General features: G+C 38.2%; 21 protein-coding genes. All 21 read left to right on the top strand.

What is annotated here, in order from left to right:
* Window positions 1–85: 85 nt before the first annotated feature.
* The 21 genes from CRN97_RS12650 (at window position 86) to CRN97_RS12750 (ending at window position 22,581) form a co-directional block, all read left to right on the top strand.
* Window positions 86–784: an acyl-[acyl-carrier-protein] thioesterase gene (locus tag CRN97_RS12650; RefSeq protein ID WP_049960420.1), complete on the top strand. Its 699-nt coding sequence runs from the start codon at window positions 86–88 to the stop codon at window positions 782–784.
* A complete protein-coding gene (locus CRN97_RS12655) occupies window positions 784–1,608 on the top strand; it encodes a CvfB family protein (protein ID WP_033153139.1) in 825 nt (274 codons plus the stop codon). Before CRN97_RS12650 ends, CRN97_RS12655 begins: the two co-directional genes overlap by 1 nt.
* A gap of 13 nt (window positions 1,609–1,621) precedes the next feature.
* Window positions 1,622–1,996, top strand: a complete 375-nt coding sequence (locus tag CRN97_RS12660; protein WP_033153141.1) for a RidA family protein — start codon at window positions 1,622–1,624, stop codon at window positions 1,994–1,996.
* A 15-nt stretch (window positions 1,997–2,011) separates the two neighbouring features.
* Window positions 2,012–2,926 (top strand): thioredoxin-disulfide reductase, encoded by a 915-nt coding sequence (trxB, locus tag CRN97_RS12665; protein WP_097077111.1) that lies wholly within the window; start codon window positions 2,012–2,014, stop codon window positions 2,924–2,926.
* A 143-nt stretch (window positions 2,927–3,069) separates the two neighbouring features.
* Window positions 3,070–4,290: a C40 family peptidase gene (locus CRN97_RS12670; RefSeq protein ID WP_074791597.1), complete on the top strand. Its 1,221-nt coding sequence runs from the start codon at window positions 3,070–3,072 to the stop codon at window positions 4,288–4,290.
* A gap of 652 nt (window positions 4,291–4,942) precedes the next feature.
* The gene (locus CRN97_RS12675; protein ID WP_033153146.1) at window positions 4,943–6,031 is read left to right on the top strand and encodes a PucR family transcriptional regulator; all 1,089 of its coding nucleotides are present in this window, start codon (window positions 4,943–4,945) and stop codon (window positions 6,029–6,031) included.
* Between the two features lie 34 nt (window positions 6,032–6,065).
* Window positions 6,066–6,746 (top strand): cell division ATP-binding protein FtsE, encoded by a 681-nt coding sequence (gene ftsE / locus CRN97_RS12680; protein WP_033153148.1) that lies wholly within the window; start codon window positions 6,066–6,068, stop codon window positions 6,744–6,746.
* Window positions 6,736–7,644 carry a permease-like cell division protein FtsX gene (gene ftsX, locus CRN97_RS12685; protein WP_074791595.1) on the top strand — a complete coding sequence of 303 codons (909 nt, stop codon included), beginning with the start codon at window positions 6,736–6,738 and terminating at the stop codon, window positions 7,642–7,644. The genes ftsE and ftsX overlap by 11 nt, the downstream gene beginning before the upstream one ends.
* Before the next feature lie 77 nt (window positions 7,645–7,721).
* A complete protein-coding gene (locus CRN97_RS12690) occupies window positions 7,722–8,990 on the top strand; it encodes a S41 family peptidase (RefSeq protein WP_097077112.1) in 1,269 nt (422 codons plus the stop codon).
* A 38-nt stretch (window positions 8,991–9,028) separates the two neighbouring features.
* Window positions 9,029–10,166 (top strand): peptide chain release factor 2 gene (gene prfB / locus CRN97_RS12695; protein ID WP_097077113.1). Its coding sequence is split into 2 segments (ribosomal slippage): window positions 9,029–9,103 and window positions 9,105–10,166, totalling 1,137 coding nucleotides; the frame shifts between segments, so codons are not numbered across the junction.
* Window positions 10,167–10,249: 83 nt separating this feature from the next.
* A complete protein-coding gene (locus tag CRN97_RS12700) occupies window positions 10,250–10,693 on the top strand; it encodes an ACT domain-containing protein (RefSeq protein ID WP_097077114.1) in 444 nt (147 codons plus the stop codon).
* A 4-nt stretch (window positions 10,694–10,697) separates the two neighbouring features.
* A complete protein-coding gene (locus CRN97_RS12705; RefSeq protein ID WP_097077115.1) occupies window positions 10,698–11,894 on the top strand; it encodes a homoserine dehydrogenase in 1,197 nt (398 codons plus the stop codon).
* Window positions 11,895–11,911: 17 nt separating this feature from the next.
* Window positions 11,912–12,514 (top strand): bifunctional phosphoserine phosphatase/homoserine phosphotransferase ThrH, encoded by a 603-nt coding sequence (gene thrH, locus CRN97_RS12710; RefSeq protein ID WP_044938597.1) that lies wholly within the window; start codon window positions 11,912–11,914, stop codon window positions 12,512–12,514.
* Window positions 12,515–12,621: 107 nt separating this feature from the next.
* A complete protein-coding gene (locus tag CRN97_RS12715; RefSeq protein ID WP_097077116.1) occupies window positions 12,622–14,637 on the top strand; it encodes an alpha-glucosidase in 2,016 nt (671 codons plus the stop codon).
* A gap of 19 nt (window positions 14,638–14,656) precedes the next feature.
* The gene (locus CRN97_RS12720; protein ID WP_097077117.1) at window positions 14,657–16,126 is read left to right on the top strand and encodes an MFS transporter; all 1,470 of its coding nucleotides are present in this window, start codon (window positions 14,657–14,659) and stop codon (window positions 16,124–16,126) included.
* Window positions 16,127–16,154: 28 nt separating this feature from the next.
* Window positions 16,155–17,564 (top strand): SLC13 family permease, encoded by a 1,410-nt coding sequence (locus tag CRN97_RS12725; protein WP_097077118.1) that lies wholly within the window; start codon window positions 16,155–16,157, stop codon window positions 17,562–17,564.
* A gap of 69 nt (window positions 17,565–17,633) precedes the next feature.
* Window positions 17,634–18,320, top strand: coding sequence for a transaldolase family protein (locus tag CRN97_RS12730; RefSeq protein ID WP_097077119.1), 687 nt, complete (start codon window positions 17,634–17,636; stop codon window positions 18,318–18,320).
* A 167-nt stretch (window positions 18,321–18,487) separates the two neighbouring features.
* The gene (locus tag CRN97_RS12735) at window positions 18,488–19,345 is read left to right on the top strand and encodes an NAD(P)-dependent oxidoreductase (protein WP_097077120.1); all 858 of its coding nucleotides are present in this window, start codon (window positions 18,488–18,490) and stop codon (window positions 19,343–19,345) included.
* A gap of 16 nt (window positions 19,346–19,361) precedes the next feature.
* Complete coding sequence (locus CRN97_RS12740) at window positions 19,362–20,030, top strand: DUF4867 family protein (RefSeq protein WP_097077121.1); 669 nt, start codon at window positions 19,362–19,364, stop codon at window positions 20,028–20,030.
* On the top strand, window positions 20,030–21,370 hold the full coding sequence (locus tag CRN97_RS12745; protein ID WP_097077122.1) for a fucose isomerase: 1,341 nt from the start codon (window positions 20,030–20,032) through the stop codon (window positions 21,368–21,370). Before CRN97_RS12740 ends, CRN97_RS12745 begins: the two co-directional genes overlap by 1 nt.
* Before the next feature lie 23 nt (window positions 21,371–21,393).
* Window positions 21,394–22,581 carry an ROK family transcriptional regulator gene (locus CRN97_RS12750; protein ID WP_179670755.1) on the top strand — a complete coding sequence of 396 codons (1,188 nt, stop codon included), beginning with the start codon at window positions 21,394–21,396 and terminating at the stop codon, window positions 22,579–22,581.
* Window positions 22,582–22,681 lie beyond the last annotated feature (100 nt).

The following is a 22,681-nucleotide window of genomic DNA, read 5'->3' on the forward strand; positions in this document are numbered from 1 at the left end:
TAGGTCTTTTTTTTACCTGAAATTTATGGAACAAATCAAACTGTTAATATATAATATTTGCTAACGGTGGTTTTGGAGGTAAGTGATGTATTCGTATCAGGACAGAATTAAATACAGTGAAGTTGATGCTAATCTTGATCTCACATATTTTGGCTTAGTTAATTACATGCAAAACTGTAGCTGTTTTCATTCTGATGATGTTGGCGTTGGTGTATATTACTTAGCTCCCAAAAGACTAGGCTGGTTTGTGACAAGCTATGAAATACATATTAAAAGATTGCCAAGGTATTCAGAGAAAGTAAAGGTATGCACATGGCCATATCAGGTTAGAGGCATGATGGCACATCGTCTTTACTCAATCGAAACCGAGGATGGAGAGGTTTTGGTTTATGCAGATTCCCTCTGGGTACTCATGGATTTGGATAAGCTCAAACCATCCAGATTTACAGAAGAAATTGCAAAAGCTTATCCGGAGGATGCAAGCCTTCCTCAGTTTGATTTAAATCACAACAAGTTAAGGCTCAGTGCAGACATAGAAAAAGTTGGAGAGTTTACAGTTACAGACAGATATTTGGACACAAACAACCACATGAATAACTCTCACTACATAGATGTCACTCGTTATTACTTACCAGAGCAGTCATTCAACACAATCAATATCAACTACAAAAAAGCAGCATTGTTAGATGACAAGCTAGATGTGTATATAGGAAAAATAGAACAGGGATATCAGGTAGTCCTCAAAAAAGAAGATGAAGTTTATACAATAGTGGAGTACAAATAATGAAATTAGGCGAAATACAAGTTTTAAAAATAGAAAAGAAAGTTGAGTTTGGTGTTTATCTTTCAGATGGAACAGAAAGAGTTCTTTTGCCAAAGAAGCAGGTTCCGGAGAATGCCAAAATCGGAGACGAGATAAAGGTATTTGTATACAAGGATTCTAAGGATAGATTAATATGTACAACAAATACTCCAAAGCTTACTTTTGGCCAGATGGGTGTTCTTTCAGTTAGCCAGGTCAATAAAGTAGGTGCGTTCCTTGATTGGGGATTAGAAAAAGATTTATTCCTTCCTTTCAAGGAAATGACAAAGCAGCCATCTGAAGGTGACGAGATTTTAGTTAGAGTGTACATCGATAAAAGTCAGCGCCTCTGTGCCAGCATGAAGGGCTTATACGAGATGCTTTCTACAAAGCCACCATATCAGGTTGGTGACGAAGTAGAAGCTAGAATATACGAATTTGGCCATGACTTTGGTACATTTGTTGCTATCGAGGACAAATATTCTGCAATGATTCCAAAGCATGAGGATACAAGCAAGTACCGAGTTGGTGATGTTCTTATGGTTCGCATCACAGGCATCAAAGAAGACGGTAAATGCGATGTTACAATCAGAGATAAAGCATACATCCAAATGGAAGATGATGCAGAAGCGTTACTTGATTTAATAGATAGCTATGCTGGTGTATTGCCATTCTCAGAAAAGGCATCACCAGAAGTTATAAAAAGGGAAACAGGTCTTTCAAAAGCAGCTTTTAAACGTGCTATTGGAAGACTCTACAAGGAAAGAAAGATTTCCTTAGTAGATGGAAAGATACGCAAACTATAAGGAGGACATACTTATGAAAAATGTAATCTCAACAACAGCTGCGCCAGCGGCAATTGGCCCATATTCACAGGCCATCGAGGTAAATGGAATGGTTTATACATCAGGTATCATTCCAGTTGATCCAGAAACAGGTGTTATTCCTGAAGGTGCTGCAGCACAGGCTGACAGAGTATTCAAGAGCATGAGCGCATTATTAGAAGCAGCCGGTACATCCATGGGAAATGTTGTTAAAACTACAGTCTTTATTAAAAACATGGATGATTTCGCAGCAATTAATGAAGTATATGCAAAGTACTTCCCAGAGCCATTTCCAGCTCGTTCATGTATTGAAGTTGCTCGTATTCCAAAGGATGTTCTCTTGGAAGCAGAGGCAATTGCAATCAAATAAATTCGGAGAAGTGTTATGGTTTATGATGTTATTGTTATAGGAGCGGGTCCTGCGGGCCTTGCTGCTGGAATATATGGTAAGAGAGCTGGCTATAATATTCTTGTATTAGACACAAGTTCTATCAGCGGAGGTCAGATACTCAACACATATGAGGTAGATAATTATCCTGGCATTCCAGGAGTATCAGGAACTGAGCTTGCAGAGGCAATGAAAAAGCATTGTGAAAAGCTTGGAGTTGAGTTCGCTAGAGGTCGTGTTACTTCCATAGTAGATAATGGTCAAACAAAAGAGCTTGTTACTAAGAAAGAAAATTTCCAAACAAAGACAGTTATTATTGCTACCGGAGCAACAAACAGAAAGCTTGGATGTCCTGGTGAGGATGAATTTTCAGGCATGGGCGTTTCTTACTGCGCTACATGTGATGGTGCATTCTTCAAAGATAAGGTAGTGGCTGTAGTTGGCGGAGGAGATGTTGCCCTCGAGGATGCAGCTTATTTAGCTAGAACCTGCAAAAAAGTTTATCTTATTCATAGAAGAGATGAGTTTAGAGGAGCTGTAGTTTTACAAAACCAAATCAAGTCTCTTGATAATGTAGAGTTGGTATTGGATTCCACAGTTGAATCTATAATTGGAAATGATTCAGTTGAAAAACTTCTTATAAAAAATAAGAAAACAAATGAAGAAAGAGAACTAGAAGTAGATGGTGTATTTATTGCGGTAGGTACAGTGCCAAACACCAAAACTATTTCGGGTCTTCCTTCATTAGATGAAAGAGGCTATATTGTTGCAGACGAAACATGCGAGACTAATATTCCAGGAGTATTTGCAGCAGGAGATGTTAGAACAAAGCAATTACGCCAGGTAATTACTGCAACCGCTGATGGGGCGAATGCAATAACATCTATAACCAATTATTTAAATTTAAAATAGTTTACTAAAATGTTACAAACTCAACATATTTTCAGATTATAAGAAAATGCAGGGTTAAATCGGACTTGACACATTTACTGTTAGATTATATAATGACAACAGTTGTAATAAGTTTGTAACAAATTCGGAGGTTTTTTTACAGAATGAATTCAAAAATGACAAAAGCTGTTAGTTATACACTTGCTGCTTGTGTTGTTGTTTCAAGCCTTTCATTTAGCGCTAGTGCTGCTACAGCTACATCAGGTGTCAGCGCATTATCTAGTGCAACAGGCGTTTTAGAAACAACAGACTACACTGCTTTCGCAGGTGCACAGCTTTCAGTTAATGATATGATTGCAAATGCAAATATACTTGCTGCAGAATCACAGTTAGCAGACAACGAAGCTAGTACAGTTGCTGCATCTGAGGAAAATCCATATGCAGATATTGCAATTGCTCAGGTAGACAATTACGTATATATTCGTGAGTCGGCATCAGCTGATAGCGATTATGTCGGAAAGTTATATAACAACTCAGCTGCTACAGTTTCTGAAACTGTTGAGGCAGAGGATGGTACATGGTTACTTATCACATCTGGCGATGTTACAGGTTATGTAAAGAGCGAATATGTAGTTCAGGGAAATCAGGAGCTTGCAAAGGAAGTTTCAAGACGTTTAGCTACAGTTAAGACAACTACTCTTTATGTTCGTGAGGAAGCTACTACAGAATCTGACATCATCGATTTGATTCCAGTAGGTGATGATCTTACAGTTATTGATGAGTCAATGGCTGATACAGGTTGGGTAAAGGTTACATGTAACGCTGGTGAAGGTTATGTAAGCACAGACTACGTTGATCTTTCTACAGACTTTACAGTTGCAGAGTCTAAGAACGCTGAAATCGCACGATTAGCAAAGGAAGAAGAAGAAAAGAAGGCAGCTCAGGAAGCAGCAAAGAAAGCTACTCAGGCAGCAGCTGCAGTTGAGAAAGCAAACTCATCATCATCTTCTTCATCTAGCAAGTCATACTCAGCTCCTTCAGGTTCTGATGGAAGCTCAGTTGTTGCTTATGGTTCACAGTTTGTTGGTAACCCATATGTATACGGTGGATCTTCTCTTACAAACGGAACAGACTGTTCAGGATTTGTAATGAGCGTATACTCAGCATTTGGCGTAAGCTTACCTCATTCATCAAGTGCTCTTCGTAGCGCTGGTTATGGAGTATCTTATGATGAGATGCAGCCAGGTGATATCGTTTGCTACTCAGGTCATGTTGGTATTTATGCTGGTAATGGTCAGTTACTTCACGCATCTACATACAGAACTGGTATCACATATTCAAATGTAAACTACAAACAGATTCTTGCAATCAGAAGAATCTTCTAATTAAATAATTTTAAGGCACCGCATTTTAGCGGTGCCTTTTTTATGATAAAATGCGAAATGTTATATTGTGAATCCGTTAGGATAGAATAGTTAAAATAATAATATTTATAATAATTCAACATTAATTGTCAGAAAACTAATTTTGCAAACCTGGAAGCGTTTAGTGAAAATTTGCACAAAAACAGAAATTGTTAAACTAGAATATAATTTCAGACAATGTGGAAATGAAATATTTTTTCAACAAAAAATCACACAATCATCACGTAAATTCGGACTTGTAAACCATTTATCCACTTTATCCACAGAAATTGTGAACGAATCATAAAAGTTATCCACAATTTTCGAGAACACTTGTTTTGTCTTAAATCAACAAAACTTGTAAAATTGCTTAATATGCTTGACTTTAAAAGAGAAGAAAAATATCTGAATATGCTGGCTATTATCTGACAATAATATGATTTGATTTTCTGTTCACAAAAGCTCCACATAATTGGAAATTTATGGCTAGTTGTGAATTTGCATAAATAAATATAAGTTTGCTATTTCATTTTTTGGTTATTTATATTAGAATGAGCATAGGTTATGTGAATTTGTATGCAAAAAAAGGTTTTGGCATTGTTAATATTGCATAGTTAATCAGGAGGTACGACCTATGATTTCTAATCAAATCATGCAAAATACAATTGAAGGATTACATCAGCTTACAAAAGTAGATTTAGCAGTGACTGATTCAGACGGTGTTGTATGCGCATCTACTTTTAATGATACAGCTCAGTTTGCAGACGCTATAGCTGTGTTTGCAGCATCTGAGGCAGATAGCCAGGTGGCATTGGGGTATCACTTCTTTAAGGTATTTGATGATCAGCAGTTGGAATTTGTTATTTTAGCCAAAGGGGATGACGAAGAAGCATCTACTGTTGGAAAGATTGCCGCTTTCCATGTACAGGAATTAATGATTGCTTATAAGGAGCGTTTCGATAAGGATAACTTTATTAAGAATTTGCTTCTCGACAACTTGCTTCTTGTTGATATCTATAATCGCTCTAAGAAGCTTCATGTGGATATTAATGCACGAAGAGTTGTTATGATTGTTGAAGTAGGTCCAGACAAAGACGGCGACGAGCTTGATAGAGTTCGCTCAGTGTTTGGCGGCAAGACAAAGGATTTTGTAACAGCAGTTGATGAGCACAATATTATTGTTGTTAAGGAACTTGGGGAGAATGATACATTCGAGGATGTAGATAAAATAGCTGCAGTTATAATCGATGCATTCCACGACAAGGACAATAAAAACATTCGTGTTTCTTATGGTACAGTTGTTGGTGAAATCAAAGAGGTTTCTCGTTCGTACAAAGAAGCTTCTATGGCTATGGATGTTGGCAAGATTTTCTTTAATGAGAAGAAGATTATTGCATACTCAGCCCTTGGAATAGGACGTCTTATTTACCAGTTACCTATTCCACTTTGCAAGATGTTTATATCAGAAATCTTCGACAACAAATCTCCTGATGATTTTGACGAAGAGACTCTTACAACTATTGATAAATTCTTCGAGAATAGCTTAAATGTATCTGAGACATCTAGACAGTTATATATTCACAGAAACACTCTTGTATATCGTCTTGATAAGCTTGAAAAGAGCACAGGATTAGATTTAAGAGTTTTTGAAGATGCAATCACTTTCAAAATTGCCTTAATGGTTGTAAAATACATGAAGTATATGGAAGATGAAAAATTCTAAGTACACTTAGTTTTATAGAAATGAGGTATTGATATTGATACGATTAGATCATGTTAGTAAATCGTATGAAGTTGGAAAACCAGCTTTGGAAGATGTTACAATACACATTGATCCAGGCGAGTTTGTATTCGTAGTGGGTGATAGTGGTTCAGGTAAATCCACCCTGATTCGATTGTTATTAAAGGAATTAGAGCCTACAAAAGGAAAAATCTATATTAATGGACAGGACCTTAAAAAGGTTACACATAAAAAGATTCCAATGTACCGTAGAAATGTTGGAGTTGTATTCCAAAACTTCAGACTTTTGCCTGATAGAAATGTCTACGAAAATGTTGCCTTTGCAATGAAAGTTGTAGAGTCATCAAACAGAGAAATAAAAAAGAAAGTACCAACTATGCTTTCATTAGTTGGACTTGCAGCTAAATATAAATCTCGTCCAAGTCAGCTTTCTGGTGGAGAGCAGCAGCGTGTTGCAATAGCAAGAGCCCTTGTAAACGAGCCAAAGATTATCCTTGCAGATGAGCCTACAGGAAATCTTGATAGCGATAACACATGGGAAATCATGCGACTTTTGGATGAAATCAATCAAAGGGGAACAACTGTAGTAGTAGTTACCCACAATATGGAAATAGTTAGAGCAATGAATAAACGAGTTATCACCATCAAAAAAGGCGTGGTAGTTAGCGATGTTGGAGGTGATGACTATGAAGATTAGTACACATATTTACAACATCGGCCAAGGTTTGAAAAACGTTTGGCGAAATAAAATGTTTTCTCTGGCGTCAATAGCAACAATGACTGCCTGTATTTTTTTGTTTGGTATATTTTATTCCTTAGGAACAAACTTCCAGGCAATGGTTAAATCAGCAGAGGAAGGTGTTGCAGTTACAGTTTTCTTTGATGAAGGAATCTCACAGACACGCATAGACGAAATAGGAGAAGAGATTTCAAAACGCCCAGAAGTATCAAGCTATGATTTCATATCAGCTGATCAGGCCTGGGAAGAATACAAAGAAGAATATTTTGGAGGAAATGAAGATTTGGCAGCAGGATTTGCAGATGATAATCCTCTTGCAAATTCAGCAAACTACGAAATCTATCTTAGCGATGTTTCAATGCAGTCCACATTGGTATCATTCCTTGAAGGACTTGATGGAGTACGTCAGGTAAATAAATCAGAAGTGGCTGCTAAAACACTTACAGATATTAATAAAGCTATTACAATCGTTTCAATGGCTATCGTAATTATTCTTCTTGCAGTATCAGTATTCTTGATTAGTAATACAGTAATGGTTGGTATTTCTGTTCGAAGAGAAGAAATCGCAATCATGAAATTAATTGGTGCAAAGGATGCATTCGTTAGACAGCCATTCGTGGTAGAAGGTGTGTTTATTGGATTGATTGGTTCTGCTATACCACTTGTACTTTTGTACTTTATATATGGCAAGGTAATTGAGTATGCTACATCAGAGTTTAATTTCCTTAGCAGCATGGTATCATTTATTCCAATTGAGACTATATTTAATACATTGGTTCCAATTTCATTAGTACTTGGAATTGGTATCGGTTGGTTTGGCTCACGAGTAACCTTGCATAAGCATCTTAGAGTCTAGTATAATATTTCAAGTTACGAGGAGTGCCTTGGCAGTAGCTAAGGCACTCTTATCAATATAAAGGAAAGGCATTTTATATGAATACAGAATACGAATCTAACTATTCACCAGAGTGGCAAGAAAAGCCAAAGACTAGTAAATGGCCCGTAGTAATTGGCACAACAGTTGGCTTAATTGTAGGATTTTTACTTGCTACATTAGTAGCAGTTGTTGTTTTATTTGGTCGTAAGACCTCTGTGTCAGATAGCTCACAGGGAGTGATTGATACATTGACAGAGGATTCTGCCACATCAGAAAGCAAGCTACAGACAATCCTCTACATAATTAAGAACTACTATTATCAGGATGTAGATGATCAGACATTAATCGATGGTGTTTATGCTGGTATCGTAGAAAGTCTTGATGATCCATATTCTGCATACTATACAGCAGAAGAATACGATGACTTAATGGACACACTTACAGGTAACTATGCCGGTATTGGTGCACTTCTCCAGAAGAATGCCGAAACAGGAGAAGTAGCAATCACAAAGGTATATGCAGACACACCTGCAGAAAAAGCTGGTTTAAAAGAAGGCGATATCATTGTATCAGCTGATGGAAACATTGCAACCGAAGAAGATTTGGATGTTTTTGTACAACATATCCGCGGTGAAAAGGGTACAGATGTAGAATTAGTCATTAACCGTGAAGGTGAAGAAATTACTGTTACATGCACTCGTGCATCTATTTCAACACCTACAGTAGAGCACCAAATGCTGGATAATAATGTTGGATACATTCAGGTATCTCAGTTTACTGATGGAACATATAATGATTTTGTGGCAGCATACGAAGACCTTGAAGCTCAGGGAATGACATCAGTTATTTTTGATATGAGAAACAATGGTGGTGGATTGTTAGATTCAGTAGTTGATATTCTAGATTATCTTCTTCCAGAGGGCACAGTAGTATATACAATGGATAAAGCTGGAAACAGAGAAGATTACACATCAGATGCTGCAAATTATAAATCTATTCCAATGACTGTTTTAGTAAATGGAAATACAGCTTCAGCAGCTGAAATATTTACTGGCGCAATTCGTGATTTTGATTATGGAACAATTATTGGAACACAGACATTTGGTAAAGGTATTGTTCAATCAACAATTCCTTTGACAGATGGTTCAGCTGTAAAGCTTACTACTCAGACATACTACACACCTAGTGGAGAGTGCATCCACGGAACAGGTATCACACCAGATGAAGTTCTCGAATATGAATTTTTAGGTGGTGAAGAAGATGCATATAGTGTAGACTTAGATAACCAAATACAAAAAGCATTAGAGGTATTAGCTTCTAATTAGTATTTAAACTATTGACATTATTGAAAAGAGGTGATTTCGTGATAGAACTTGATCAGTTCAAGCAGCGCTTAACAGCGCAGAAAAATTCTATGACGGAAGTGAGGGATTCACTTTGACGTCGCAGCAAAAAAGGCTCGTATAGAAGAGCTTGAGCGCGAAATGGAAGCACCGGATTTTTGGACAGATGCAGCGGTATCTACAGCCAAAATGAAGGAATTAAAGTCCATGAAGGATGATGTTTCAGTCATAGATAAACTTGAGGACTTATATAAAGAAATAGAAGACTATATTGAACTTGGCAACGAGGAAGAGGACCAGGAAATAGTTGATACAGTAGGTGTATTGATAGAGGAGTTCGAAGAATCATTAGAGAAACTTCGAATGAAAACACTACTATCTGGAGAATATGATGCTGATAGTGCTATTGTTACTCTTCATTCAGGTGCCGGCGGTGTGGAAGCATGCGATTGGGTACAGATGTTATACCGCATGTACACTCGCTGGGCTTCAGATGCAGGCTTTGAAGTTGATGAATTAGATTACCTGGAAGGCGATGAAGCGGGTATCAAATCCGTTACATTCCAGGTTAATGGCGAAAATGCATACGGATATCTTAAATCAGAAAAGGGTATCCACAGACTTGTTCGTATTTCACCATTCAATGCACAGGGAAAGCGTCAGACATCCTTTGCTTCCTGTGATGTTATGCCAGATATAGAAGAAGATGTTGATGTTGAGATTAAGGATGACGATATCCGAGTTGATACATATCGTTCTTCAGGTGCCGGCGGACAGCATATCAACAAAACAAGTTCTGCCATTCGTATCACACACTTCCCAACAGGAATTGTTGTTACATGTCAGAATGAACGAAGTCAGCATCAAAACCGCGATAAGGCAATGCAGATGTTAAAAACAAAGCTTCTTTTGTTAAAACAGGAAGAAAATGCTGCAAAGGCCAGCGGAATTCGTGGTGAGGTTTCTGAAATAGGCTGGGGAAACCAAATCAGATCTTATGTATTACAGCCTTATACAATGGTAAAAGATTTGCGTACCGGTGAGGAATCAGGAAACACTGCTGCAGTGCTGGATGGCAAGCTTACACCATTTATGAATGCTTATTTAAAATGGCTTTCACTGGGATGCCCAGATAGAGGAGCCACAGATATGAATTAGGACTTGAAATAGGTAGCTTTTAATGTTATTATCTTCTGAACGAGTACAAATGTTTTTGTACGAAAGACACTTTTGGAGGATATATGGCAGAGAAAACTACCTATTTTGTATTAAAAGAAAAAGCTGTACCTGAGGTATTACTTAAGGTTGTGGCGGCTAAGAAGCTTCTTGAAACAAAGAAATGCGATTCTGTACAAGAGGCAACGGAGTCTGTAGGAATAAGCCGAAGTTCCTTCTATAAGTATAAGGATGACATATTTCCATTCCATGAGGACACCAAGGGTAAAACGGTAAATATGGTCATTCAACTAGAGGATGAGCCTGGTATTTTGTCTAGTGTATTGGATGTGATGGCTCATTTCCATGTAAATATTCTTACGATTCATCAAAGTATCCCTGTAGGGGGATTTGCAACTCTCACCATCTCGGTAGATGTTCTTGAAGATTCAGGGGATTTTTCGGATCTAGTTAGCGCAATTGAAAACATTAACAGTGTCCATTACGTAAAAATATTAGCAAGGGAGTGACAACATGAAAGTAGCAATTATGGGATACGGAACAATAGGTTCTGGTGTAGCAAAAGTTCTTGATACTAATAGTGACATCATTAAAGAAAGACTTGGTGAGCCACTAGAACTTAAGTATATTCTTGACCTTAGAGATTTCCCTGGTGACCCACATGAAGAATGCTTCGTAAAGGATTACAAAGAAATAGCTAAAGACAAAGAAGTAAAAGTAGTTGTTGAAACTATGGGTGGTGTTGAGCCAGCATTTACTTTTGTTAAGGCTATGCTTGAGGCAGGAAAATCAGTTACTACATCTAACAAGGCACTTGTAGCAGACAAGGGTGCTGAGTTGATGAAAATAGCCAAGAACAACAACGTAAACTTTGTGTTTGAAGCAGCAGTTGGTGGTGGAATACCAATTATACGTACACTTACAGCTTGCCTCACAGGTGATGTTATCGAAGAGATGTCAGCTATTTGTAATGGCACAACAAACTACATGCTTACAAACATGGAACAGTTTGGTAGCGATTATGATGAAATATTAGCTGAAGCTCAGTCACTTGGTTACGCAGAGAAGGATCCAACAGCAGATGTTGAAGGTCATGATAGCTGCAGAAAAATTGCTATTCTCACTTCTCTTGTTTCAGGTAAAAATGTTGATTTCAATGAGATACCAACAGAAGGAATCAGCAAAATAACAGCAACAGATTTCAAGTATGCTAAGTCAATGGGCTACAGCATAAAGTTGGTTGCACGTAGCACAAAGGTTGGGGATACTTACACATGCCGCGTAGCACCATTTTTAGTAAAGCCTAGTCAGATGATTTACCATGTGGCAGGTGTTATGAATGCAGTTTCAGTACGCGGTAATATGCTTGGCGAATCAATGTACTACGGCGCAGGAGCAGGTGCTCTTCCAACAGCTTCAGCGGTAGTTGGAGATATGGTTTTCCTTGCAAGAAACGTAGATAAACATGTTAGAATCGGATGGTCTGCTGAAAAGCTTGAGCTTGCAGATGCTAACGAGCAGAAATTTAGATACTTCGTTAGAACTTCAGCTCTCCAGTCAAATATTGAGAATGAATTCGAAAATGTAGAATATGCTAATCTTGATTTAGATGACGAAACAGGATTCATTACTCAGGAAATGACAGAGCATGAGTTTAACGAGAGAAAAGCAGCATTAGGTGGAATATTATCAGCAATTAGATTCTATTAATATATTGGGAGAATATTATGTTTGTTACATGTTTGGATTTAGAGGGTGTTTTAGTTCCAGAGATTTGGATTGCATTTGCGAAAGCTACAGGAATTCCTGAGCTCGAAAAGACTACAAGAGATGAGCCTGATTACGATAAGCTTATGAATTATCGAATTGGTATCTTGAAAGAGCATGGTCTTGGATTAAAAGAGATACAGGAAACTATTGCAGGTATTGATCCTCTTCCTGGAGCAAAGGAATTTTTAGATAAACTTAGAGCCTTTGGCCAGGTAATCATTATCAGCGATACCTTTTCACAGTTTGCAGGACCGCTTATGGAAAAGCTTGGCATGCCAACCATTTTCTGTAATGAATTGGTGGTTGCAGATAACGGAGAAATCACTGGCTATAAGATGCGCTGTGAAAAGAGCAAGCTTACCACAGTTCGTGCATTACAGTCTTGTGGATTTGAGACAATAGCAAGTGGTGATAGCTTCAATGATTTAGCTATGATTGAAGCATCAAAGGCAGGATTCCTCTTCAGAACAACAGATGCAATAAAAAAGGATTACCCACAGTATCCTGCATTTGAAGAATATGATGATCTATATGAAGCAATTGTAGAAGCCCAAAAATAGGGCTTCTATTTTTGTGTATTTTTTTAGCTATAAATAAGGGGAAAAAGGTTGATAAAAAAGACTCATTAAACTAAAATAGGTTTAATTTAATTAAGAGAGTTAATCAAATGCGCAAAGGGGGAATTACTATAGTAGATTACAAGAATCTTACAGTGGAAGTTGGATTTGGCGAAAACAACTTCACCATGGATAGAGGCAGTTTTAAATATAAGCAGAAGATTCACTGGAAAGAAAAATGCAAGATTGTCTCAGAGCAGAAAACTGAAAATGGCGTTGAAGTAATTCTTTCGACACCAAATAAAAATCAAACATTCAAATTAGTTTTGTCAGAGGATGGCGGTAAAAAGGAATTAAGCATGGTTCATCTAGAAGGCAATCATGGGGAAGTGAACAGGTTTTGGCTTACATTCCCTACCAACAGTGAGGAGCATATTTATGGTTGTGGTGAAACATATTCAGAGTTTGATTTAAAAGGACAAAATGTAAGGATTTGGGTTGCCGAGCATCAGAATGCAAATCGTATTTCGAAAAAGCTTATCAAGGAAAAGATAAGAGGAAAACGTCCTAATAAAAAACTAAGATTTGATAAATACGAATCATATTATGTTCAGCCTACATTTATTTCATCAGACAAGTATTACGTTCATGTTGATATGAATGCTTATGGTGAATTTGATTTCACAAAGCCAGGCTCTATCACTATATATACTCAAGAGCTTCCTCATATTTATAGTGAAAAAGCTGAAAGTTTTGAGGAACTATCAGAGAAGCTTACGGCTTTGCTTGGCAGACAGCGCAAATTGCCAGACTGGATATATGACGGTGGCATAATCGCTATGCAAGACTGGGTGAAGAACGGAGACAAAGTTGTAGAAGGCTTTGATGGTTGTGGAAATATTGATCGTAAGCTTAAGGAATTAGATGAGGCTGGCGCAAAAGTCGTGGGAGTTTGGTGCCAGGATTGGTGCGGATGTAGATGCACAGGATTTGGTTATCAGGTTATGTGGAACTGGAAATATAGCAGAGAACAATATCCAAATCTTCCAGAAAAAATAAAAGAATGGAAAGCAAAGGGCATCCGTTTCTTGGGATACATCAACCCGTTCATAGCGCTTGAAAAAGATATATATCAGGAAGCCAAAGCAAAGGGGTACTGCGTTAAAAATAAAGATGGTGAAGATTATTTAGTTACTATTACCACTTTTCCGGCAGCGATGGTTGATTTCACAAATCCGGCGGCTTATGAATGGTACAAAAATCTAATAAAGGAAAACATGATAGGAATCGGCATGGGCGGATGGATGGCAGATTTTGGAGAATATCTTCCAGATGATGCTGTGTTATTCAACGGAGATGCAAAATTTCTCCATAACAGCTGGCCAGCAATATGGGCAAAGCTTAATCGTGAAGCGATAGAAGAGTGTGGGGCTCAGGATGAAGTATTCTTTTTCACTAGAGCAGGATACACAGGAACGGTTAAGGATTCAGCAATGATGTGGACGGGAGATCAGCATGTGGATTGGTCAATCGATGATGGTATGCCATCAGTAATACCAGCAACATTATCTCTAGCCATGTCAGGATTTGGCCTATCTCATTCAGATGTTGGTGGTTACACCACTATCATGCACATGCGCCGCTCCAAGGAATTGCTTATGCGATGGGAGGAAATGAATGTTTTCTCTCCACTGTATAGATTTCATGAAGGCAATCAGCCAGGAAATAATGTTCAGTTTAATGAGGATAAAGAGCTGTTGGCTCATTTGGCTAAGTGTACAAAATGGCATTCAGCGTTGGCTGACTATTTAAAGGGGTTAGTAAGTCAGACTACTGAAAAAGGTACACCAGTGATGAGACCGATTTTTTATCACTATGATGAGCCTTGGGCATATAGTGAAACAACAGAATATCTTTTGGGAAGAGATATTCTTGTTGCACCTGTTCTTAAAGCGGGGGCTAAAGGCAGGAACGTAACTTTACCGGATGATACATGGGTTCACTTATTCACAGGGGAAGAATATAAAAAAGGAACCGTATATGTGGATGCTGAAATAGGACAGCCACCGGTATTTGTTAGAAAAGAATCATCGGATTTGGATTTTTTGAGGGGGATAATTAAATAAGGTTTAGGAGGTTTTTACTATGGGAAAAAACAGGGAGAATAGTTTCCTAGCAAAATGCTCTTATGGTTTTGCTGACATCTATGGTGGCGGTGCATTTGTAGTTATTAGTACATTTTTTACAGTATTTCTAACAAAAGCACTTGGCATGTCACCTGCGCTAGCAGGAACAATTCCGTTGATTGGAAAAGTATGGGACGCTATCACTGATCCTATTATGGGAAACATTGTTGATAGAACCAGCTCCAGATTTGGTGCCAAAAGATTCTATATCTTGTTGGGAAGCATTATTTCCGCAATTACGTTTTTGTTATTGTGGACAAGTGTCGGCGGCCAAAGCACTGGTGGCCAGTACGCATTTTATGTATTGATGTATATGCTTTTCTCAACTGGTTTTACTATTGTTATGGTTCCATATAATGGCCTTTTACCAGATATGGTTGATGACTATGTAAAACGTGGAAGCTTTTCAGGTATAAGAACAGTCTTTTCTAGTTTGGGCGCCATAATTGCCGGTTTGGTTCCTACAATAATCATTAAGGATAACACCAATGCTTCTCAGTATTTTTTAGTTGCCTTGATTTTTTCAATCATATTCTTTGTGGTTATCTTGCTTACATTTTTAGGAACATGGGAAAGAGAGAAAGAACCTGTAAATGTGCCGCTAAAGAAGAGCCTTGTTCAGTCTTTTACAGTATATAAAAGCTTTTCATTTAAACTGTTTATCTGCATATTCTTAGCAGGTCAAGGAGCAGCGGACTTCGTCACAGGACTTGCTGTATATTACGTTGATGATGTTTTGAACGCATACTCGGGTGGTCGTTTTACTATCATGATGGGAGTGCTTTTGCTTGCACAGTTTTCTGGTACTATAATTTTTTCAATTGTAATGCCACGTACATCAAAGAAATTCCCAATTTTGGTAGGATTTCCAGTCAGAATATTGGCAACGATAGCATTGCTCTTCTTCTCATATGAGGGGGCACCATTTACAATCATTTTGGTTCTATCATTCATCATTGGTCTTGGTATGGCAGCATCATCGGTTAGCATTTATGCAATTCTATCTGATATGGCAGATGTAGATGAATTAATCACATCTATCAGCAGACCAGGAATCGTTTCTGGAATGGCTACATTCATCAGAAAAATAGCAACTGGTCTTAGCTCAACAATCATTGGTTTGTTGCTTATGATGATAGGATACGACGAGACATTAGCTTCGGAAAAGCTTCGCCAAGCTGCATCAACACAGGCAGGCATTACCCAGCTATACGTGTGGGCACCTATTATTCTTATGGTTCTTACTATCATATTTGCAATCATATTCCCAATGAACAAAAGGGAGTTTGATATTGTGAAAAAAGAAATCGCAAGAAGAAAAGGTGAAGATAGCAGCAAGGCTACAGATGAAGAAATAAAAGTCTGCGAGAAGGTGACAGGCTTTAAATATAATGAGCTTTGGAAGAAGGAAAATGCTGTAAAACTGTAATACAGATACAGCAGATTTGGGGGAAATAATGAATACAAGAAAAAGGCTGTTTTCACTTTGCGTGGGACCAATTCTATTTCTATTGGTTTCATTAGGCTTAGGGAAAAGTGGCTTTATGAATTACACGGCAGCTAAAGGTTTGGGAACAGCACTTTGGATGATATATTGGTGGGTTTCACGACCTGTGGATATCACAGTTACAGCTTTGCTGCCTGGGGTTATAAATGCAATATTCAATATTGTACCAATGGAAGATGTTATTAGTCAGTATGCGTCAAGCAGTATCATTCTGATATTTGGCTCCTGCCTTTTAACGGCACCTTGGTCTCAGATTGGTTTGGATAAAAGAATATCGTTAAAGGCACTGACATTAATAGGTCCATCTATGAAATCACAGATTACAGTGTGGCTACTTGCAGCTGTAGTGCTTTCTAATATGATGCCAAATGTTGTTGTAGTAGCAATATTTACACCAATAGCGGTGTCTATGCTTGCAGCAGCTGGATACAAGGATATAAAAAATTGCGAAGTGGCTACTCCGATTTTATGTGCGATAGCATGGGGCTCTCAGGTAGGTGGCGCAGGCACGCCATTGGGCGGCGCCATGAACATCACGGCTATTTCTTTTATAGAAGAATACACTGGTCAAGAGTTTATGTATGTAGATTGGCTAATAAATATGCTTCCATACACAGTCATTGCAACGTCGGTTGTGTTAGTGGCAATGCTGTTGCAACCACTTAAGACAGATTCTCTTTCAGGAACGAAGGAGTATTTTGAAGAGTGCTACGCCCAATTGGGGCCAATGAAAAAGGATGAGAAAGTAAGTCTAATTCTCTTTATAGCGGCAATGCTTGGTTCATTTATCAGACCGTTATATGCAGATATTCTTCCAGGACTTGTGCCAGCATACCTATTTTTAATACTTGGATTTTTAAACTTTGTAATAGTATCAGCGGAAAAGAAGGAGATGCTTCTCACTTGGGATAGAGCGCAGCAAGAAGTTATGTGGGGCATGCTTCTTCTATTTGCAGGAGGTCTTGCTTTAGGGCAGATTCTTACAGGTTCTGGAGCAAACGATACAATTGCAAATCTAATTGCGTCCTTGCATCTTGCAGGAGGATTCGAAACTATCGCTATATTTGCAATCTTTGCATGTGTGGTTTCTGAGATGACAAACAGTACGGTATCCGCTGCTGTTACATTACCAATAGTTATAGGAGTAATTAGCAAGCTGGGACTCAACCCATTGCCTTATGTTTTTGCAACAGCAATGGCTATGAATTATGAGTCACTTCTTCCAGTATCAGTGAGGGCAATATCAGTATCTTACGGACTAGATCCAGCAAAGCTTATGAGAAAAGGATTGCCGGTTACAGTGCTGAGAATGATGACTGCGATAATAGTTGGATTTATTTCTGTGATAATCCTTGATTAATAGAGAGAAAGAGTTATTATAATAATTAATTAAAAGCGTTAATTAAATACAATTTGGGAGGTAATTAAAATGAAATTTTTCTTAGACAGTGCGAAACTCGATGAAATAAAGTATGCGTACAACACATTTGGCATTGATGGAGTAACAACAAATCCACGCCATATTATGTTAAGTGGTAAACCATTTATGACAGCAATCACAGATATTGCTAATTGGATTAAAGAAGAGGGATTAGAAGGGGGTGATAAATTCCCGGTATCAGTAGAAATTAATCCACATCTTACAGATACAGAAGAGATGCTCAAGATGGCTCGCGAAGTTGCAGGGATTAGTCCAAACTTTGTAATCAAAATTCCAGCAATAGAAGCTGGTATTGCAGCAGCTCGCATTCTTGAAAAAGAGGGAATTCGCACAAATGTAACTCTTGTATTTTCACCAGCACAGGCAATACTTCCTGCAAAGAATGGTTCACTTTTTGTTTCACCATTCATCGGATGGAAGGAAGCAAACGGTGAAGATTGCAAGCAGTATATCAAAGACATCGTAGATATTTACAAGAACTATGGTTACTACGGTAAAACAGAAATCATTTGTGCAGCTATCCGTACACCAAAGCAGATTGCAGATTGCGCAGTTGCAGGAGCTGACATCGTAACCACAGGCCTTGCAGTATATCAGGATTGCATGAAGCATGCATATACAACCCAGGGCCTTGGTACATTCTGCGATGCTTGGGATTCTACAGCAGGTAACTAATTAAAACGTATTAATACAAACAAGTCCTTCTAAAAAAAAGTATATTCTGCTGTAGCTATCAAGCTATGACATTTCTTTAGCGAGGCATGTCGCCGAGCGGAGAAATCGTCATGCTTGAGAGCGTAACAGCAGTCGTAGTCTAGGTGGAAGGACGGAATGGAGAGGATATGAAGATTGGTTTTATAGGACTCGGTATTATGGGCGAGTCGATGTGTGAGAATATTGTAAAGAAGCATGACGATGAGGTTTATGCATTTGATTTTGTAAAAGAAAAAGTTGACTTGCTTGCGTCAAAGGGGGCAAAGCCATGCGTTAATTCCAATGAACTTGCAAAAGCATGCGACGTTATTATTTCTATGGTTCCAAAGAGTGAACACTCACGTGCAGTATACGAAGGAATCTTAGAGGACCTTGATAGCAGCAAGTTCTGCATAGATATGAGTACAATTGATCCTAGCGTTTCAGTAGAGATTTCTGAAATGGTAAAAAAGACAGGAGCACACTTTATTGACGCTCCAGTTGTAAAGAGTAAACCTGCAGCTATTGCTGGCACACTTGGAATCTATGTAGGTGGTAGTGAAGAAGATTATGAAAAAGCTCTTCCAATACTTAAATACATGGGCGAAAACGTAATCAGAATGGGTGATAACGGTAAAGGCCTAGTAATGAAGATTTGCCACAATGCCCTTGTTTCTCAGATTCAGAACGGTGTAAACGAGACTATCACTCTTGCAAAGGCAAACGGGATTTCAATTCCTACTTTTGCTCAGGCTATTTCATATGGTGGCGGTCAAAACTTCTACTTGGATGGACAGGCATCTAAGCTTGATGCAGAGGATTATACAACAGCATTCTCCATTGAAAACATGGCAAAAGATGTAAACATTTGCTGTAATCTTGCAAAAGAGTGCAAGGTAAATATGCCAGGCGAAGAGAATGCACGTCGAGTATATCAAACAGCTCTTGAAAAGGGTATGGGTAAGGAAGATTTCCGAGCAACAATTAAGGTTGTAAGAGAACAGTAAATAAATTGGGGGAATTATGTTATCACATCTAAATGAAGTGAATGATGTAAAAATCCTTTCTGTATTTGATGATGAGTTCAAAACCTATGGAAATGTTGTAACAGGTTATGATTTCAATGAACTAATTGCGTATATGGAAAAGGATACAGATATTCCGGAGAATGGAAATATATATGTTGCATCAGTACCTGAAATGGAAAGAGCTAATATCGTAAATGCGGTAAGAGATGAAATCTTTGGGGGGATGACAATTCAGGTAGGTTATTGCAATGGAAGAAACACCACATATAATGGCTTTGAATATCACAAAGGAAGCGAGATAAATGTGGCTGTTACAGATTTTATGTTAGTACTTGGTCATACATGGCTGATTGCTAAAGATGGTACTTACAAAGTAGAAGATGCAAAAGTCTTTTTCGTACCAAAAGGCACAGCAATAGAAATGTTTCAAACTACACTGCATCTATCACCTTGCAGAGTTTACGATGAAGGCTTCAAGGGAATAGTTATTTTACCCCAGGGGACAAATACACCTCTAGAATCAAAACCTGCAAATCGTGAGGGAGAAAACAAACTGCTTCTTCAGAAGAATAAATGGGTAATCGCTCATCCAGAGCGTGAACCGCTTATTAAACAGGGAGCATTTCCAGGACTAATAGGAGAAAACAAGGAGTTAAAGTACTGATGAAATTTCAAGCTATTTACGTACCAATTGGTGTCGGCACATATGAAATGATGACAGCACATGAGCAGTTTAATAATTCAATTGAACTGCTAAAGACAATTGATGAGGATATCGTTGTTCCAGATGATATTCTTCTAACAGTTGATGCTGTTGCTGAGTTTATCAAAGACAAAAATCCAAATCTTGTAATATTGCAGAATATAACTTTTGCCAATGCAGCATATGCAAGTGAAATACTTAGACGCTTTGATTGTCCAATTCTTCTTTGGACTCTCCGTGAGCCTGTGATTGATGGAACACGTTTGAGAAGCAATTCGCTTACGGGAGCATACTCTGCAGCAAATGCTATTTGTGCATTTAGGGGTGAAGGAAAGTTTGAGCATGTATTTGGCGCACCTTCAGAGGAAAAGGTTAAGAAAGCCTTGGCAGCAACAATTGCTGCAGCAAAAGTAAAAGTGGAGCTTACAAATCTAAAGATGTCAGCTATAGGACATACTCCTCAGGGGTTTGGATTTGGTAGAGCTCTTGATGCTGAGCTTATGAGCAGGTTCGGGGTTACTCTTGAGGCAATTGAGGCAAGAGAACTTATTAACAAAGCAATGAAATACACAGACGAAGAATGCAAGGAATATCTTGAAGATGCTAAACGTCAGGTAGTTGGTCTTTCAAATATGCCTGAGCAGAATATCAAAGACTTTGCACGTCTTTATAAAGCATACAAAACATACGTAGAAGATAATCACATTGGTGCAATATCCAGCAGATGCTGGCCAGATTTCTTTACAGAATTTGGTACGCCGGTATGTATGGTGCTGTCTTTGCTCAATGCAATCAACATCCCTGCGAGCTGTGAGGCTGATGTATATGGCGCTCTTTCAATGTTTATTGGAACTGCATTTACTGGAGAATCCACATTCTTTGGAGATCCAGTATCCATGGATGAAGAGGAAAGCTCAATAACATTCTGGCATTGTGGAATGGCAGCTTGTAATTTGGCAAGATGCGATACAGGTGCAACTGTAGGCGTTCATCCAAATAGAAAAATTGGTCCTGTTATGGACTTTGGATGTAAGTCTTCTGATGAAGCAACAATTTTCAGAGTAGGTCGTACGGCCGAGGGTAAGTTCCGCTTCTTTATTGCAGACGGAGAAGTTATGGATAAGCCAAAGCAATTTAATGGTGCGTCTATTGTAGTAAAGACAAATGAGTCTGCTGAAAAGATAGTAAAGGAAACTATTAAGCATGGCTGGGAGCCACACTATGTTGTAATCTATAAAAACATAGCGGATGAGTTGGAAAAACTGGGAAATATGCTCGATATAGAAGTTGTGCGCTTCTGAGCAAATGGTGTAAAATAATGGGCATGAAATATCAGGGAATCAATTTAGGAAACGTAAAAATTAGTAACCGATCTTCAATTCTCCGATTACTCAATAACAATGGAGCAATGTCAAGAAAAGACATATCTGAGGCGGTTGGTTTAACAGCCGCCTCTGTTACTTTGATAACCACTGAGCTTTTGGAAGAAGGCGTTATTGTTGAACTGGGAGAAGCAGAAGAGGAAAAGCGTGCAGGCCGCAAGAAAATTCTTGTGGATATTAACCATGCATATAAAAATGTTCTGTGCATAGCCATAGAATCAGACGAAACTTTTATTTCTGTCACAAACCTGGGTGGAACGGTTAAATGCCATTATTCTTTATTCACAGATAAAGATATGGAGCCTGAGGATTTTCTTCAAAAAATCACATCAAAATGCAAACGAATTCTCAAGAAAAATGACATCGAGATGGGGACTATATTAGGAGCGTCAGTCACTGTTCCTGGTAAAGTGGATCGAGCTAGGGGAATCTCTCTTAATACTTACAATATTTGGACTAGAGAGGTTCGAATTGCTGATATCATTTCTGGTGAGCTTGGTTTAAAAGTTATTGTTGAAAACAACCTTAAGGCTTATGCACAAAGTGAAATCTATTTTGGTAGAGGTAAATCAGAAAGTGAAATGCTGCTACTGAAGTGGGGGCCAGGTGTTGGAGCAGCCATAGTATCAGGACAACATATTTATAGAGGTGCTAATGATATGGCGGCAGAAATAGGACATATGACATCTGGTGAAAACAGGATGTGCAACTGTGGAAGAAAAGGCTGCTTGGAGGCATATGTATCTACAAATGCCATAGTTGATGATGTATTAGCATCAATTGACAAAATGCCTAGCCTTAAAAAATGGGTTGAAGCAGGCAATATAGTTGGTAGTAAGAATATCCAGGAGTGGATTAGTATAGATGATGCCTCATTAAAAGCAATAATAAAAGAAAAGGTGAATCGTCTTGCACATAATGTTAGAAACGCCATAAGTCTTATCGATCCAAACAGAGTGGTTCTCATTGGTTATATGTTCGATATACCGGGCATTTATGAAAGCTTCATCGAAGCCTACAAGCAGTTTGATGATAGAATAACCGATGATTTCTTCGTAAAATCAGAATTATCAGAAGGAATCAATCATACAGAAGGATTAGCTTTAGTTTTGGAAGAATTATTTTTCTAATTACAAATTTGTCAATTATTTACACTTAGGCTTGGGAATTCAGCAAAAATATATTGATATTTCCCAAATCTAAGTGTATTATTAACTTACAAGATAATAT

The organism is Pseudobutyrivibrio ruminis DSM 9787 (genome assembly GCF_900218035.1).
Classification (GTDB): domain Bacteria; phylum Bacillota; class Clostridia; order Lachnospirales; family Lachnospiraceae; genus Pseudobutyrivibrio; species Pseudobutyrivibrio ruminis.